Here is a 13,774-nt window from a genome sequence, read left to right on the forward strand (position 1 = left end):
CTGGCCTCTCTTTTTATTTAAATTTGGATAAAAACTGTAAAACAATGAATAAACTAGACAAAAGGTCGCCTTATAGTCATCAGTAACCTTGTTTAAACTTATTTCGAAAGTATAATATATTATTAGATATATCTTATGATAAATCGTCATAAGGACAAATAACGTACATATGTTAGTGTAGTATGCCTTTGTCTCTCAGATAGCTCACCTTATTCAAGTGAATCTCATATGACCTTCTCAGAGACATTCAAACCAATGACGCCGTTAAAGGACACCGGGACATGTCATTTTGACTATCCAGAAGTGTTCGTGTTAATACTGACGGTTGTTTTGCGTGCTATATACTACGACTTCCGCTCTATCTCAATGGCATTATTGGTTATTATCACATTGCCAAGCCTCATGATACTGATATACAACTACCGACGTCAGACCAGCTTTTGGACGTCTAATATCGTTATTATTCTATTATCGGTTGTCATCGGCTCACTACAATGCTGTACGGTCATATCAATCAGTTTGGCTGCTTTGATTGGTGTACGTATCATTCTTAGCCGACCTGAGAATCACCTCAGACTGTTATCTGTATCTGTCGTGACGATCATTGTATTTTTCTACGTTAGCACAGTCTTAAATGCGAATAGTATGGACTTTGATGAAGGTCTATTACCATTGATAGTAATGGTGGCAAGCTTAGGCGTTATTTTGTACCAGTTCAGGCGTATCTATCAGCAACATATTACTTTTAAAGTACGTGCCCATCAGGCTAGTGGACGCCTGAATACGATGGTATCAGTGATCAATAAACTGACTCGATTTGTGCCACCACAAATTTGGGAGCCTATTGTCAAATCGGATAGCCCTGTTAAGGTTTCTAATAAACGCGCAAAAATAACTATCATGTTTTCAGATATTGTCGGCTTTACCGAGCTGTCTGATAGTCTAAGCTCTGATAATTTGGCAGATATTCTCAATACTTATATGCATTGCATGACGTCGATCGCTGACAAACATGGTGCAGTGCTTGATAAGTTTATTGGTGATGGCATGGTATGTTTTTTTGGTGAACCTAATAGCCGTGGCTCGCGTCAAGATGCACTAGATTGTGTGGCGATGGCAATTGATATGCGCCGAGAAATGCGCACCTTACGCCAGAAATGGCGGTTGATGGGGTTTGAAGGCTTATATATACGTGTTGGTATCACAACTGGCTACTGCCACGTTGGTAATTTTGGTAGTAATAGTCGATTAAGCTATACCATCATTGGTAAAGAAGCCAACCTAGCTTCTAGGCTTGAGTCCTGTGCGGGCAAAGATCAGATATTGGTCAGTGAAAGCACTTACGATTATATTTGCCATAACTATGAGTGCGAGCACGTTGCCGCATTTTGCTTGAAAGGTATTGATGAAAAGGTCGATGCATGGCAAGTACTCGATCCTAGTGCCAGTACAGGTCATTTATCTAAATGGGTCGACCACACATTACCTGGTTTCAATTTGCATTTGAATTTTAAAGATATGAAAGACAATGATTATCAAGATATTAGAGCTCGTTTAAATTTTGCGCTGGAACGCATAGAGCAAGAGGAAGAAAAAGTAGTAAAGAGCATAGCTGCAGAAAGTAAGCGTGAGAACGCCAATCGCAAGTAAGCGTTTCAAGTTTAATGTCTCAAATTCCTATATAGAAAAAGGCCAGCTATCACATAGCTGGCCTTTTTTAATCTTAACTAGGAAGTATTATCAGTGTTTAATGATTTTCTTTAGCATGATTGAGGGTATATTTAGGAACTTCGATGGTCAAATCCTCATCATCAAGCATGACCTGACAAGATAAACGTGAGTCAGGCTCTAGTCCCCAAGCACGATCAAGCAGATCCGCTTCAATATCATCCATCTCATCTAAACTGTTGAAACCCTTGCGTACTACAACATGGCATGTAGTACAAGCTTTTGACATCTCACAAGCATGCTCGATTTTGATGCCTTTTTCTAATAGTGCCTTGCATAAGTTTTCACCAGCTTGTAGCTCAACTTCTGCGCCTTCAGGGCAAATTTCGTGATGGGGTAGTACGGTAACTTTTGGCATAAATTATCTGTCCGATGCTAATCAATTTAAAAAATATTAGAAGTTAGCTTAACGTGTCAGCTAAGCGATATATGTCGATGTATTTATTACCAGTCTTTGGCACTAGTACCGGCCATACTGGTCTTGACGCTCTGATTCATAATACGTGCAGCAAAGGCATCACTATGCGGCTTAAGCTGAGCTTGTTGTGCTTCAATAAGCGCTAAGTCATCAGTGCTAAGAGAGTTACGTAGCGCTTGTATATGCTTTGCTAGTAACTGTTGTTCTTCAGTAGAAAGCAACGCCGCAAATTCGTTAAGTGCCGACTCTAGAGCAAGTACTTCACGTTCCGCTTCTACTTTGGTCTCAATTAAAGAACGCGCATTTTTGTCTTCTTCTGCGTGCTTAAATCCTGCAATCAGCAACTGTTCTTTTTGCTCATCTGATAGACCATAAGAAGGCACAATCTCGATTTTGCTTTCTGTTTTGGTCGTCGTCTCTTGGGCACTGACAGTAAGCTGACCGTTGGCATCAATACTAAAGGTAACTTCGATACGAGCAAACCCAGCTTTCATTGGCGGGATACCATACAGCTCAAAACGTCCAAGTGAGCGACAGTTTTCTACCGTTTCACGCTCACCTTGCACCACGTGAATCACCATGCCTGTTTGACCATCTTGATAAGTGGTAAACACTTGACGTTTCTTCACAGGGATAGGCGTGTTGCGTGGGATGAGTACTTCAACCAAACCGCCCATGGTCTCAAGACCTAATGATAATGGCGTCACGTCCAATAACAATAAATTGTTGTCACTATCGCCATTGACCAATTGATGAGCAGTCTGGGCAGCACCTAAAGCAACAACCTCATCTGGATTTAGACGGCAAAGTGGCTGCTTAGCAAAAAATTCAGTCACGACTTGCTGTACTGCAGGCATACGAGTCGAACCGCCCACTAAGATAACTTCATCTAGATCTGTAGTAGACAGCTTGGCATCGCGTAGGACTTGTTCGCACACACTGAGCGTACGGCGACTGACAGGCTCTACAATCGTTAGTACATCTGTACGGCTTAATACGCCTTGATAAGACTGACCATTGACAACCACATTGATGTCCACTTGCTCAGCGTCAGTCAATGCTTGTTTATAAGCTTTGGCTTGTTGAGCTAGTATTGATTTGTCATGCAGGCTTACGTCTTTTGGATCGATATTTAATTGTTTAATGATCCAATTGGTAATAAGACGATCGATATCGTCACCGCCTAGTGCGCTATTACCACCAGTTGCCAATACTTCAAAGACACCGTCGGTAAGCTTTAAGATAGAGACGTCAAAAGTACCACCGCCCAAATCATAGATTAAGTAATAGCTCTCTTTTTGACTGTCTTCTGATGATTGGTCAAGACCATAAGCGACCGCAGCCGCTGTTGGTTCATTCAACAGGCGAAGTACTTTGATGCCCGCTGCTTGAGCGGCATCTTTGGTTGCTTGACGCTGTGCTTCATCAAAATAAGCGGGAACCGTAATCACGGCACCTTCAATGCTATCTGCAGGTAAAGCGCTTGCTGCACGTTGCTCAAGAGCGGCTAGTATACGCGCCGATACTGCAACAGGAGAAACCTCACCTTGAGCAGTTACAAAGGCGGGCATATCATCTTTATTACCAGACAGCTCATAAGGGTGAGAGAATTTGATATCAGCTTGACTACGACCCATAAAACGCTTAGCCGAGACGATCGTATTTTTTGGATCATCCGCTAAATGCGCTAGGGCGTCATAGCCAACCAATGGCGTACCAGTAGCTGGATAATAGACAACAGACGGTAATAATGTATCTGTCGCTGAGCCTGCCTCTAAGACTTGTGCCTTACCTGAACGCACCACAGCAACCAACGAGCGTGTAGTACCGAGGTCGATGCCCAAGCCAAATTTATGTTGGTGAGGTTGAGCGCTTTGATTGGGTTCAGCAATTTGCATTAAAGACATAAGGATAACTCAGAGATAAAATGAATAAGTGAAATGGAGCAAATATAGCATACGCAGTACGAGAGCTTAACGTCGGTAATCTCATTCCATGGAATACGGATTCTGACAGTTTGATGCGCTTAGACTCAAAGATTATACGGTATCACGGTCACTATTTTAACCAAATATATAGAATCTAGCTTGTTAGTGAGAGCCATAACTACAGATGTTTAGACGTATAAGTCATCGTCATCTGAATGCGATGAATTTGCAACATCATCAAGCCCAGTTGTCACATCAGCATTTAGCTTAACTAAAAATTTTAGCTTCTGTGTCGCATCAATCGCTGTTTGCCAATCTTGATTTTGATAAGCATTATTAAAGCGCTCAGATTGATTTGCTAGACGATTTGTAATTTGAGGATGTAATTGCTGCAAGGCTACAAGATCTTTGTCTTCGATAGCATCATCTAGATCCATACGCATCTGCATCGCATCTTCTAAAAAGTCTAAATCTGCGATTGAGTGCTCTAAGTTTTGTGCTTGATCTGCCATATCTAATAAATAACCAGCACGGCTATCAGGAGCGCTTAGCGTTTGATACGCTTGATTAATTAAAGCCGACGCTTTTTCAGACTGCAACTGTGCTTGAACCATATCGGTCTGATTTTTGGCAACATTATCAGGATGATAGCGTTTCTGCAGCAGGCGCAAACGTTGCTCTAGACTGTTTTGATTGATTTCAAATTGTACAGGCTGCTCAAATAGGGCAAAGAAGTTATCAAACTGTGGTTCTGAAGTAATATCTGTCATAATCTGATGCCTTGCTTTTTTATTTATTTTTGAATTCATGACCTAGCTAAGAATATCTGAATCGCTTGGGTACTTAATTACATTAACCTTTCTTCATAGCGATAGTAGAGATACTGCACTATTTCTATGCAAGTTTGCTGAAGCATAAATCTATCAGTTTTCAGCCATTGAACAATTAAACTGTAAAGGACTCACCGCAACCACATTCACCTTTCTGGTTAGGGTTGGTGAATTTAAAGCCTTCGTTTAAACCTTCTTTTTCGTAATCCATTAACAAGCCGTCTAAATATACTAGGCTTTTAGGATCAATGAAAATGCTAACGCCGCGACTTTCATAGCGCGTGTCGTTTTCATCAGGGGTATCTACAAACTCTAAAACGTAAGCCAAGCCCGAGCAACCCGCCGTACGGATACCAACTCGAATGCCTTCGCCTTTGCCGCGATTGTCCAAAAAGTCTCGAACATGCTGAGCGGCGCGTTCTGTCATTTCAATCATGCCAACTCCCATTGACTATTAATCATAAATATCAATAAAAAATCTAGATAAACTGACAACCAAAATTACAAGATTGCCAAAACCATAGGCTTGCGACTATTAGAAAACAAAAGGTGACAATTACATAAGTGTCATTGTCACCTCTTTAGCGTCAGTAGCGATTACACATTGCTACTTTAGCGTTGCTAGTACAACGTAGCGCATACGCTAGCAAGCTTAGCCTAACTTAAATCGCAGCTTCTTCTGCTGGAGCTGCTACGCCATGCTTGCCTTTATAGTCGCTAATAGCGGCTTTAATGGCATCTTCTGCAAGTACAGAGCAATGCACTTTTACTGGTGGTAATGCTAGCTCTTGAGCGATATCATTGTTTTTGATTTCGCCAGCTTGATCCAAGCTCTTACCTTTTAGCCACTCAGTAACAAGCGAGCTTGAAGCAATCGCTGAACCGCAGCCATAAGTCTTGAAACGTGCATCTTCGATAATACCATTATCGTCGACTTGGATTTGTAGACGCATTACATCGCCACATGCTGGGGCACCGACCATACCGGTACCAACGTTCTTGGCGTTTTTATCAAGATTACCAACGTTGCGTGGGTTTTCGTAATGATCAATAACTTGGTCACTATAGGCCATGGGGTTTTCTCCTAGTTAGATGATGAGTAGTCGTTTATCAACTTTAAGTGTCTAACTACTCATCGATAATTGGGGTCAAACGCTTAATTTAATTGTCTGATCAATTGTTTAATAAATATATATTGCTAGCTATACTAAAAAGCTATCTTAGAAATTAATGCTCAGCCCACTCGACTGAGTTTAGATCAACACCTTCTTGGTACATATCCCAAAGTGGTGATAGGGCACGTAGTTTGTCAACGGCTTCATGCATCTGTTTGATAACAGTGTCGATGTCTTCATCAGTGGTATAACGGCCGAAGCTAAAGCGGATTGAACTATGTGCCAATTCATCTGGACGACCAATAGCACGTAGTACATATGATGGCTCAAGCGTTGCTGACGTACAGGCTGAACCTGATGATACCGCTAAGTCTTTAAGTGACATCATCAATGACTCGCCTTCAACGAAGTTAAAGCTGATGTTTACAATGTTTGGTACGCTGTTCTCAAGATCACCGTTTAAGTAAATCTCTTCGATGTCTTGTAGGCCATCCCAAAGCTTTTGACGTAGTTTGGCTGCATGTGCATGGTCGGCTTCATAGCTTTCATTAGCCAAAGCAAATGCTGCGCCTAGGCCAACGATTTGATGCGTCGGTAGTGTACCTGAACGCATACCGCGCTCATGACCACCGCCATGTTGCTCAGCTTTCAAGCGGATACGTGGCTTACGACGAACAAACAATGCGCCGATACCTTTAGGGCCGTATGCTTTATGACCTGAGAAGCTCATCAAATCAATTTTCATTTCTTCAAGATTGATTTTTACTTTACCAACAGACTGTGCGCCATCAACATGGAAAACTACGCCAGCTTCGCGAGTGATTTCACCAATCGCTGCAACATCAGTAATAGTACCAAGCTCATTGTTTACCATCATAAGTGATACTAGGATAGTATCATCACGCAGTGCTTCTTTTACTTGCTCTGGCAGGATAAGACCTGTGCTTGGCTGTGGCTCAAGATAAGTAATCTCAAAACCTTCTTGCTCAAGCTCACGGCAAGTATCTAATACAGCTTTGTGCTCAATTTTACTGGTAATGATATGTTTGCCACGAGACTGATAAAAATGTGCTGCACCTTTAATAGCTAGGTTATCAGACTCAGTCGCACCAGAAGTAAAGACGATTTCGCGTGGATCAGCGTTGATTACTTCAGCAACTTGACCGCGAGCAGTTTCTACTGCTTCTTCCGCTTGCCAGCCGTAACCATGTGAGCGTGAAGCTGGGTTACCAAAGACACCATCTACAGTCAAATACTCGCTCATTTTAGCAGCTACTGATTTAGCAACTGGGGTAGTGGCGGCATAATCTAAGTATATAAGGTTGTTATGTTGGCTCATGCTGGGTTTGCCTCGCTGTTCGATAGAGTAATAGTATTAATGTCTTTTATGGAAATATCTTTTGTAGAGGTGTGCTGACGCTCTGAGACTGACTGCACGTTTTCCATATCTAATAATTGCGCTAATGTTATATTTTTCAAGTACTGTTCGATATGATTTGATAGTGCACACCACAGATCGTGAGTTAGGCACATTGTACCACCTTGACAGTCACCGCGTCCTTCACACTGCATCGCGTTTACTGACTCATCAACCGCAGATATGATGCTCATCACATCTATCTCATTCAATGGTTTAGCTAGGTGATAACCACCTGCAGCACCGCGAATACTCGTGACAAGGCCGCGTTTACGGAGTTTAGAAAATAACTGTTCAAGATATGAGATTGAAATCGATTGCCGTTTGGCGATATCAGATAACGATACAGCACTGTCTTGTTGGCTAGTCTGTAATGCCAAATCTAATAATGCGGTAACAGCGTATCTGCCCCGAGTAGTCAAACGCATGTGTTATCTCCAAACTTAATGTCATTTATGTTTAACAACGATCTTAGCCAAAAGTCTTAATAAGTACTCATAAGATAAAAAGAGCAACCAATCATACGTCAGCTAAGTTTTGTCTTATCGTTATTGAACAACAGATGATTAACCCGATGTGTGCAACGATTAAGGTAATTATACTTAATCCCGAGTAATTTAGTCAAGATTAAAGTGTGGTTCAATGGTTAATCAAGCTTATTGCTGTAATTGATAAAAACAATGATGTTTAGAAGAGATATATGAGTGAGACACAAGCAGCTTAATTTGTCTGCTACAGATATATTTGACGAAGTAAAAAATAAGCGTTCAATATCTATAGAAGACATTGAACGCTTATTTATAGGTAATTCAGCGAACCAAAACTAATTCATCAGTAGTGCGATGACTGAGCCGATCATAATGACAAGCGCGACAACAGTGACAATCATCAACATCTTTTGCTTGCTTTGAAGCTCTCTTACGGTTGTTTCAAGTTCACGGTTTTTAATGGTCAAGGTATTAATCTGTGTTTGCTGTTCTTTAATACGAAGTTTGTAGTTGTTCTTTTTTTCTTCCAAATCAACTTCGGTAGGTTTGGTTTTGGCTTTACCACCCTTTATCTTTTTGATCAGCCCTTGGATCAAGCTGCCAAGCCCAAGTTGCATAATAAACTGTTTGACCAGTTGTACTTGAATCGACTCACCGCGCATCTGTAGCTTTTCAGTGGTTTCGCTATCATGAGTGGTGATGGCGTTGATAACTTGAATGCTATAGGCATTGATAACCACGTCAGGCTCACTACGACCAATCGGCAGCTGAGCATCTAGTAACACGCCCTTGGTACTAAAGGTGGCAAATACTTCTACATGTGGTAAATACAGGCGAAGCGCCACCACGGTGCCTTGCTTAGCAAGCGGATAAGCGGCCTTACGCAGTTCAGGATCCAAACGTAACAATAATGTCAGCGCCGACTCGATAAATACTAAAATGATATTAAGAAAAGAGTGAGACAACGTAGAACGCTTCATGTAAGTAATCCGTTTTTTATTTAGCAAGTTTTAGATATTTAGCAAACAGAAGTCTGTATTTGCCCAATACTTGCAGTGATATTTTGCTTATAGTAACGTCTTTATAATAAAAAGTAACGCTAGTTTCTGTAGTGGCTAAACTATTACATTACAATTTAGCAGTCAATAAAGACACTCTTATTTATGACCAGTAATATACAAACTTAATGTATAGCAATGCACAGACGGCAATTGACAAATCTGTCAAAGCATAGAAAATAGGAAAGCCAATCGTCTCAGTTATGCAGAGCCACTTATATATAAATTCCTAACGCTTTGCGTAACATTAGGTGTCAAATACGTAGTGTAGAGCACAAAAATATGTAAAATCGCTTGCGCTCCTTATGCTGCCTTGATATAAAGACGATAACAAAGAAGAACCTGTTAATGCGCCAGTTAGGTAGTTTTTATTGCGTAAGCACCATGAGAGCGTTACAATACTTGGCGTGAGCATTTATTACCCCCTTAAACTTGAAGGAAATTTTATGAATAAGTCAGAATTAATTGATAGCATCGCAGACAAAAGTGGTCTAAATAAAACCCAAGCTGGTGATGCACTAAACGCTGTTATGGAAAGTGTTGGCGAAGCACTAGAAGCTGGCGATAGCATCTCATTAGTTGGCTTTGGTACTTTCAGTGTAAAAGATCGCAAAGCACGCACTGGTCGCAACCCTAAGACTGGCGAAGAGCTAAGCATTCCAGCAAGCAAAGTACCAAGCTTCAAAGCTGGTAAAAACTTAAAAGAGCGCTTGAACTAAGCCGATTTTTTAAGCATAAAATGATAGTCGATGGTCTATAGCTGAAGTAATGAGCTAGCCATCGAAGAGAGCACCTAATATTTAGGTGCTTTTTTTATTGCTATAGTTTGTATCATGCGTCGTGAATATTTTGAGTCTGCATGAAAAATCACGTATCATAGGGCGCGCGATAGGTGTGTCATTTAAGTCAGATTTCTTTAGTAAATTTCGTTTTTTACTATAAAATGCATACGCTCTTACTCTTACCATTGCGAGCTTAGATAGCACTGATATTGGCAGGTTGCACTTAACAGCTCCTAACAGTATTACAATGGTTTTTCATCAATATAGGTTAATAAAGCAGAGATAACTATGGATAAATTGCGCGATTTCTTAAAAAGCTGGCCAGGTCGCATTTTATTGATTTTATGCCTATCGCCGCTCGCTCTCTTGGGTGTCGAAAGCTATTTTGGCGGCAACGTCGACCCCAACCAGATTGCGCAGGTAGGTGAGGCAAGCGTAGGACTGTCCGAGTATCAAACTGCTGTCAATAGCCGTCGTTCTGAAGTGCTAGAGCAAGTCGAAGATGCTAGCTTGTTGAATGAAGATGTGCTTCATGAGCAAGTATTAAAAGGTCTAATCGACCGTACGTTGTTAGAGCAGCAAGCAGGTAAGCTTGGTATGACAGTGTCTGATGACACGATCAATCGTTTGCTGCGTCAAGAAGAAATATTCCAAGATGCAGAGGGTAACTTTTCAAACGATCAGTTCTCAAACTTCTTGCGTCAGCGCGGCATGACCAAAAACCAGCTATTTGCGGAATTTCGCAATCAGTTAAGCTTGGATCAATTAAATGCCAGTATCGTTGGTACAGCCGTCTATCCTATGCAAGCAGTCAGTCAATTGATTGATTTGCAGCTTGAATCGCGCAACGTTTGGGTACATCGCTTTAATTGGCAAGATTATGCTGACAAAGTTAAGCTTAGCAAAGCAGACATTCAATCATATTATGATGCTAACAAAGACACATTGAAAAGTGCAGCGATGGTTGACTTGGCTTATATTCAGCTCAGCCCGCAAACTATCAAGGTTGATGAAGTAACCACAGAAGAGTTGCAGCAGCAGTATGAAGCATATAAGCAGAGCATTTCGGCTACTGATGAGCGTAAAGTCAGTCAGATTCTGTTTACTGGTAAAGATGCCAAGACACGAGCCGATAAAGTCAAAGCACGTCTGAATAAAGGTGAAGCGTTTGCTGCGCTTGCTAAAGCAGAGTCGGATGATCCATCAGGTGAAACAGGTGGTGATATCGGACGTTTCAATCCGTCAGTGTTTGGCAGTGATGCAGATACTGTACAAGAGGCACTAGAAGGGTTGAGCGTTGGTGATGTGACTGCACCTATCAAAACCAGCTTTGGTTATCAGATATTTACGGTTACTGAAGACAATGGCAAAAAGATTCCAAGCCTAGACAGTATGCGTGCTGAGCTGACTGCGAAAGCAAAAGAGTATAAACGTCAGGAAATCTATGCTGACAAAGTGACGTCAATCAACGATTTGGCGGCAGATGGTTTCAGTATCGAAGATATTGCACAGCAAGAAAACGTCAGTTTAAAGCGTATCAAAGATTATCGTAAAGTGAATAATAAGTCTGCATTGCCGCAACCAGCAGTGGTTAAACAGGCCTTTGATGAGTTTACTATTCAAGATCAAGCGGTAACGGCAGGCGTGGAAGTTGGTAACGGTACCGTATGGCTACAGCCAAGCAATTATCGTCCTACTAAGACGCTTGCTCTAGCAAATGCAACCCCAAGAATCACTCAAATACTCCGTCAGCAGAAAGCGACAGCATTAGCTTTAAAAGATGCTAAAGCATTGGCTGCTAGTATCAAGACGCCAGCTGATATAAGTAAGCAGTCGGTTAGTTTCCAAGCACTGGGTGAGATTAACCGTCAAACGACACAGCTAACGGACAAAGAGCGCGGATTGGCATTTAGCCAGCAAGCTGTTGATAATGGTGTCGTTGCGATTGCTAGTGAGACTGAGATGGGTGCAACGCTACTGGTTGGAGACCGTATTAAAACTGAGCAGCAGTCACCACTGTCTGATATGCAAAGAGCGCAAACAGCCAGTATTATCCGTGACAATTTAGGCCAAGACCAGTTGCAAGACTATTTGGACTATCTACGTATGGTGTATACGGTTGAGATTAATGAAAGCAATATGGCAAACGCACAAGGACGCTAAGTATTTGCTAGATTCTTATTTTTATTCTTATTTTTAGACGTAAAAAAGCCACCGTATCAATTGATACAGTGGCTTTTTTTTGGGAGATGCTTTAACGATAATTATCATGAATATTATATAGACTGAAAGTTAGTCGCATTAATAAATACAGCTGCTGCGACTAATCCCAGTCTTAAATTAATAGGTGGTTGTTTAATGACGGAAATGGCGCATTCCTGTGAATACCATCGCGATACCATGCTCATTAGCAGCAGCAATGGTTTCGTCATCACGCATAGAACCACCTGGCTGAATGATAGCAGAGATACCTACTTCAGCAGCATTGTCGATGCCATCACGGAAAGGGAAGAACGCATCTGATGCCATAACAGCACCTTCAGTTGCTAGTCCGGCATGTTCTGCTTTGATAGCAGCAATACGTGCTGAGTTAACGCGGCTCATTTGGCCTGCGCCAACACCGATAGTACGTTGGCCTTTTGCGTAGACAATGGCATTAGATTTGACGTATTTTGCCACGTTCCAGCTGAACAGTAGATCTGCCACTTGCGCTTCAGTTGGTTGTACATCAGTGACGATTTTTAAGTCGTTAGCCGTGATCAAACCAAGGTCTTGCTCTTGTACCAGTAAGCCACCGTTAACGCGCTTATAGTCAAGTTGGATATCACGCTGATCTGGTGCTGGTAGCTCGCCGCATACCAAGACACGTACGTTTTTCTTAGTAGCTGTCGCTTCAAGTACACCGTCTTCGATACTAGGTGCAATGATTACTTCTACGAACTGATTGTCGATAATGGCTTTTGCAGCAGCAAGCGTCAACGGACGGTTGAATGCGATGATACCGCCAAAAGACGATTCAGGATCGGTGCTAAAAGCAGTACGATAAGCAGCTACTTGGTCATTATCAACCGCGACACCGCAAGGGTTGGCATGCTTAACGATAACGCAAGCAGGCGTGCTGAAAGCTTTAACGCACTCAAGCGCAGCATCGGTATCAGCGATGTTGTTATAAGACAATGCTTTGCCTTGTAACTGTTTAGCTGTTGCGATTGAAGCTTGTTTGCTTTTTAAAGGCTGGTTTTCAGTATAGAAAGCCGCGTTTTGATGCGGGTTTTCGCCATAGCGTAGGTCTTGTGCTTTTTCAAGCTGTACATTGAATGTACGTGGGAAGTTTTCTGGCTCTTGAGTGTCGTTGACACGGCTACCTAAGAAGTTGGCAATCATACCGTCGTACTGTGCCGTATGTTCAAACGCCTTTACTGCCAAGTCATAACGTAAAGCAGTCGTCAGTTCAGTACCACCGTCTAAGGCGTTAAGTACACGGTCATAATCAGCTGGATCAGTGACGATACCTACATGAGCATGGTTTTTCGCCGCTGAACGTACCATGGTAGGGCCGCCAATATCGATGTTTTCGATAGCGTCGTTCATAGTCACATCCGCACGTGCGATCGTTTCAGCAAACGGATATAAGTTCACGACGACCAAGTCGATACGTTCGATCGAATGATCACTCATAACTGCATCATCTGTACCGCGGCGTCCTAGAATGCCACCGTGAATCTTAGGATGTAGCGTTTTAACACGGCCATCCATCATTTCAGGAAAGCCTGTGTAATCTGATACTTCAGTCACGTCGACATTGTTTTCTGTGAGCAGACGATAAGTACCGCCAGTAGATAATAAACCAAAACCTGCTTTGAGAAGGCCTTGAGCAAACTCGACGATATTAGACTTATCGGAGACCGATAGTAGGGCAAGTGGGGTTGTACTCATAAGAAATTTTCCATAAAAAAAGCCTGACGTAAACGTCTGGCAAGGTGATGATGACAACGGTATGCCGTATCATG

The 13,774-nt window shown here is 42.0% G+C and carries 12 protein-coding genes; 3 read left to right on the forward strand and 9 right to left on the reverse strand.

Features of this window, described 5'->3' with window-relative positions; all coding sequences use genetic code 11:
• Positions 1–228 precede the first annotated feature (228 nt).
• Positions 229–1,650 (forward strand): adenylate/guanylate cyclase domain-containing protein, encoded by a 1,422-nt coding sequence (locus IEE84_RS04055; RefSeq protein WP_191114942.1) that lies wholly within the window; start codon positions 229–231, stop codon positions 1,648–1,650.
• A 97-nt stretch (positions 1,651–1,747) separates the two neighbouring features.
• Here the strand turns inward: IEE84_RS04055 and fdx are convergent, their stop codons facing one another.
• The 8 genes from fdx to IEE84_RS04095 form a co-directional block, all read right to left on the reverse strand.
• Positions 1,748–2,086 (reverse strand): ISC system 2Fe-2S type ferredoxin, encoded by a 339-nt coding sequence (fdx, locus tag IEE84_RS04060; RefSeq protein WP_101206134.1) that lies wholly within the window; start codon positions 2,084–2,086, stop codon positions 1,748–1,750.
• An 86-nt stretch (positions 2,087–2,172) separates the two neighbouring features.
• Positions 2,173–4,053, reverse strand: coding sequence for a Fe-S protein assembly chaperone HscA (gene hscA / locus IEE84_RS04065; RefSeq protein WP_191114943.1), 1,881 nt, complete (start codon positions 4,051–4,053; stop codon positions 2,173–2,175).
• Between the two features lie 209 nt (positions 4,054–4,262).
• Positions 4,263–4,844, reverse strand: a complete 582-nt coding sequence (hscB, locus tag IEE84_RS04070) for a Fe-S protein assembly co-chaperone HscB (protein WP_191114944.1) — start codon at positions 4,842–4,844, stop codon at positions 4,263–4,265.
• Between the two features lie 175 nt (positions 4,845–5,019).
• On the reverse strand, positions 5,020–5,340 hold the full coding sequence (iscA, locus tag IEE84_RS04075) for an iron-sulfur cluster assembly protein IscA (RefSeq protein ID WP_021814983.1): 321 nt from the start codon (positions 5,338–5,340) through the stop codon (positions 5,020–5,022).
• A gap of 226 nt (positions 5,341–5,566) precedes the next feature.
• The gene (gene iscU, locus IEE84_RS04080) at positions 5,567–5,977 is read right to left on the reverse strand and encodes a Fe-S cluster assembly scaffold IscU (protein ID WP_057759218.1); all 411 of its coding nucleotides are present in this window, start codon (positions 5,975–5,977) and stop codon (positions 5,567–5,569) included.
• 154 nt (positions 5,978–6,131) lie between these two features.
• Positions 6,132–7,358: an IscS subfamily cysteine desulfurase gene (locus IEE84_RS04085; RefSeq protein ID WP_057759220.1), complete on the reverse strand. Its 1,227-nt coding sequence runs from the start codon at positions 7,356–7,358 to the stop codon at positions 6,132–6,134.
• Positions 7,355–7,864, reverse strand: a complete 510-nt coding sequence (locus IEE84_RS04090) for an Rrf2 family transcriptional regulator (RefSeq protein WP_057759222.1) — start codon at positions 7,862–7,864, stop codon at positions 7,355–7,357. The genes IEE84_RS04085 and IEE84_RS04090 overlap by 4 nt, the downstream gene beginning before the upstream one ends.
• A gap of 395 nt (positions 7,865–8,259) precedes the next feature.
• Positions 8,260–8,904, reverse strand: a complete 645-nt coding sequence (locus IEE84_RS04095; protein ID WP_191114945.1) for a hypothetical protein — start codon at positions 8,902–8,904, stop codon at positions 8,260–8,262.
• A gap of 524 nt (positions 8,905–9,428) precedes the next feature.
• Here IEE84_RS04095 and IEE84_RS04100 point away from each other — a divergent pair.
• Complete coding sequence (locus IEE84_RS04100) at positions 9,429–9,701, forward strand: HU family DNA-binding protein (protein WP_045445077.1); 273 nt, start codon at positions 9,429–9,431, stop codon at positions 9,699–9,701.
• 351 nt (positions 9,702–10,052) lie between these two features.
• On the forward strand, positions 10,053–11,927 hold the full coding sequence (locus tag IEE84_RS04105) for a SurA N-terminal domain-containing protein (RefSeq protein ID WP_191114946.1): 1,875 nt from the start codon (positions 10,053–10,055) through the stop codon (positions 11,925–11,927).
• A gap of 192 nt (positions 11,928–12,119) precedes the next feature.
• On the opposite strand, the gene purH is transcribed toward IEE84_RS04105, so the two are convergent.
• Complete coding sequence (purH, locus tag IEE84_RS04110) at positions 12,120–13,700, reverse strand: bifunctional phosphoribosylaminoimidazolecarboxamide formyltransferase/IMP cyclohydrolase (protein ID WP_191114947.1); 1,581 nt, start codon at positions 13,698–13,700, stop codon at positions 12,120–12,122.
• Positions 13,701–13,774 lie beyond the last annotated feature (74 nt).

The organism is Psychrobacter sp. 28M-43, assembly GCF_014770435.1.
In the GTDB taxonomy this organism is placed as follows: Bacteria; Pseudomonadota; Gammaproteobacteria; order Pseudomonadales; family Moraxellaceae; genus Psychrobacter.

Bases quoted from the DNA above. Each gene is read 5' to 3' on its own strand.
- IEE84_RS04055 (WP_191114942.1), top strand. From the start codon at position 229: ATGACCTTCTCAGAGACATTCAAACCAATGACGCCGTTAAAGGACACC.
- fdx (WP_101206134.1), bottom strand. From the start codon at position 2,086: ATGCCAAAAGTTACCGTACTACCCCATCACGAAATTTGCCCTGAAGGC.
- hscA (WP_191114943.1), bottom strand. From the start codon at position 4,053: ATGTCTTTAATGCAAATTGCTGAACCCAATCAAAGCGCTCAACCTCAC.
- hscB (WP_191114944.1), bottom strand. From the start codon at position 4,844: ATGACAGATATTACTTCAGAACCACAGTTTGATAACTTCTTTGCCCTA.
- iscA (WP_021814983.1), bottom strand. From the start codon at position 5,340: ATGATTGAAATGACAGAACGCGCCGCTCAGCATGTTCGAGACTTTTTG.
- iscU (WP_057759218.1), bottom strand. From the start codon at position 5,977: ATGGCCTATAGTGACCAAGTTATTGATCATTACGAAAACCCACGCAAC.
- IEE84_RS04085 (WP_057759220.1), bottom strand. From the start codon at position 7,358: ATGAGCCAACATAACAACCTTATATACTTAGATTATGCCGCCACTACC.
- IEE84_RS04090 (WP_057759222.1), bottom strand. From the start codon at position 7,864: ATGCGTTTGACTACTCGGGGCAGATACGCTGTTACCGCATTATTAGAT.
- IEE84_RS04095 (WP_191114945.1), bottom strand. From the start codon at position 8,904: ATGAAGCGTTCTACGTTGTCTCACTCTTTTCTTAATATCATTTTAGTA.
- IEE84_RS04100 (WP_045445077.1), top strand. From the start codon at position 9,429: ATGAATAAGTCAGAATTAATTGATAGCATCGCAGACAAAAGTGGTCTA.
- IEE84_RS04105 (WP_191114946.1), top strand. From the start codon at position 10,053: ATGGATAAATTGCGCGATTTCTTAAAAAGCTGGCCAGGTCGCATTTTA.
- purH (WP_191114947.1), bottom strand. From the start codon at position 13,700: ATGAGTACAACCCCACTTGCCCTACTATCGGTCTCCGATAAGTCTAAT.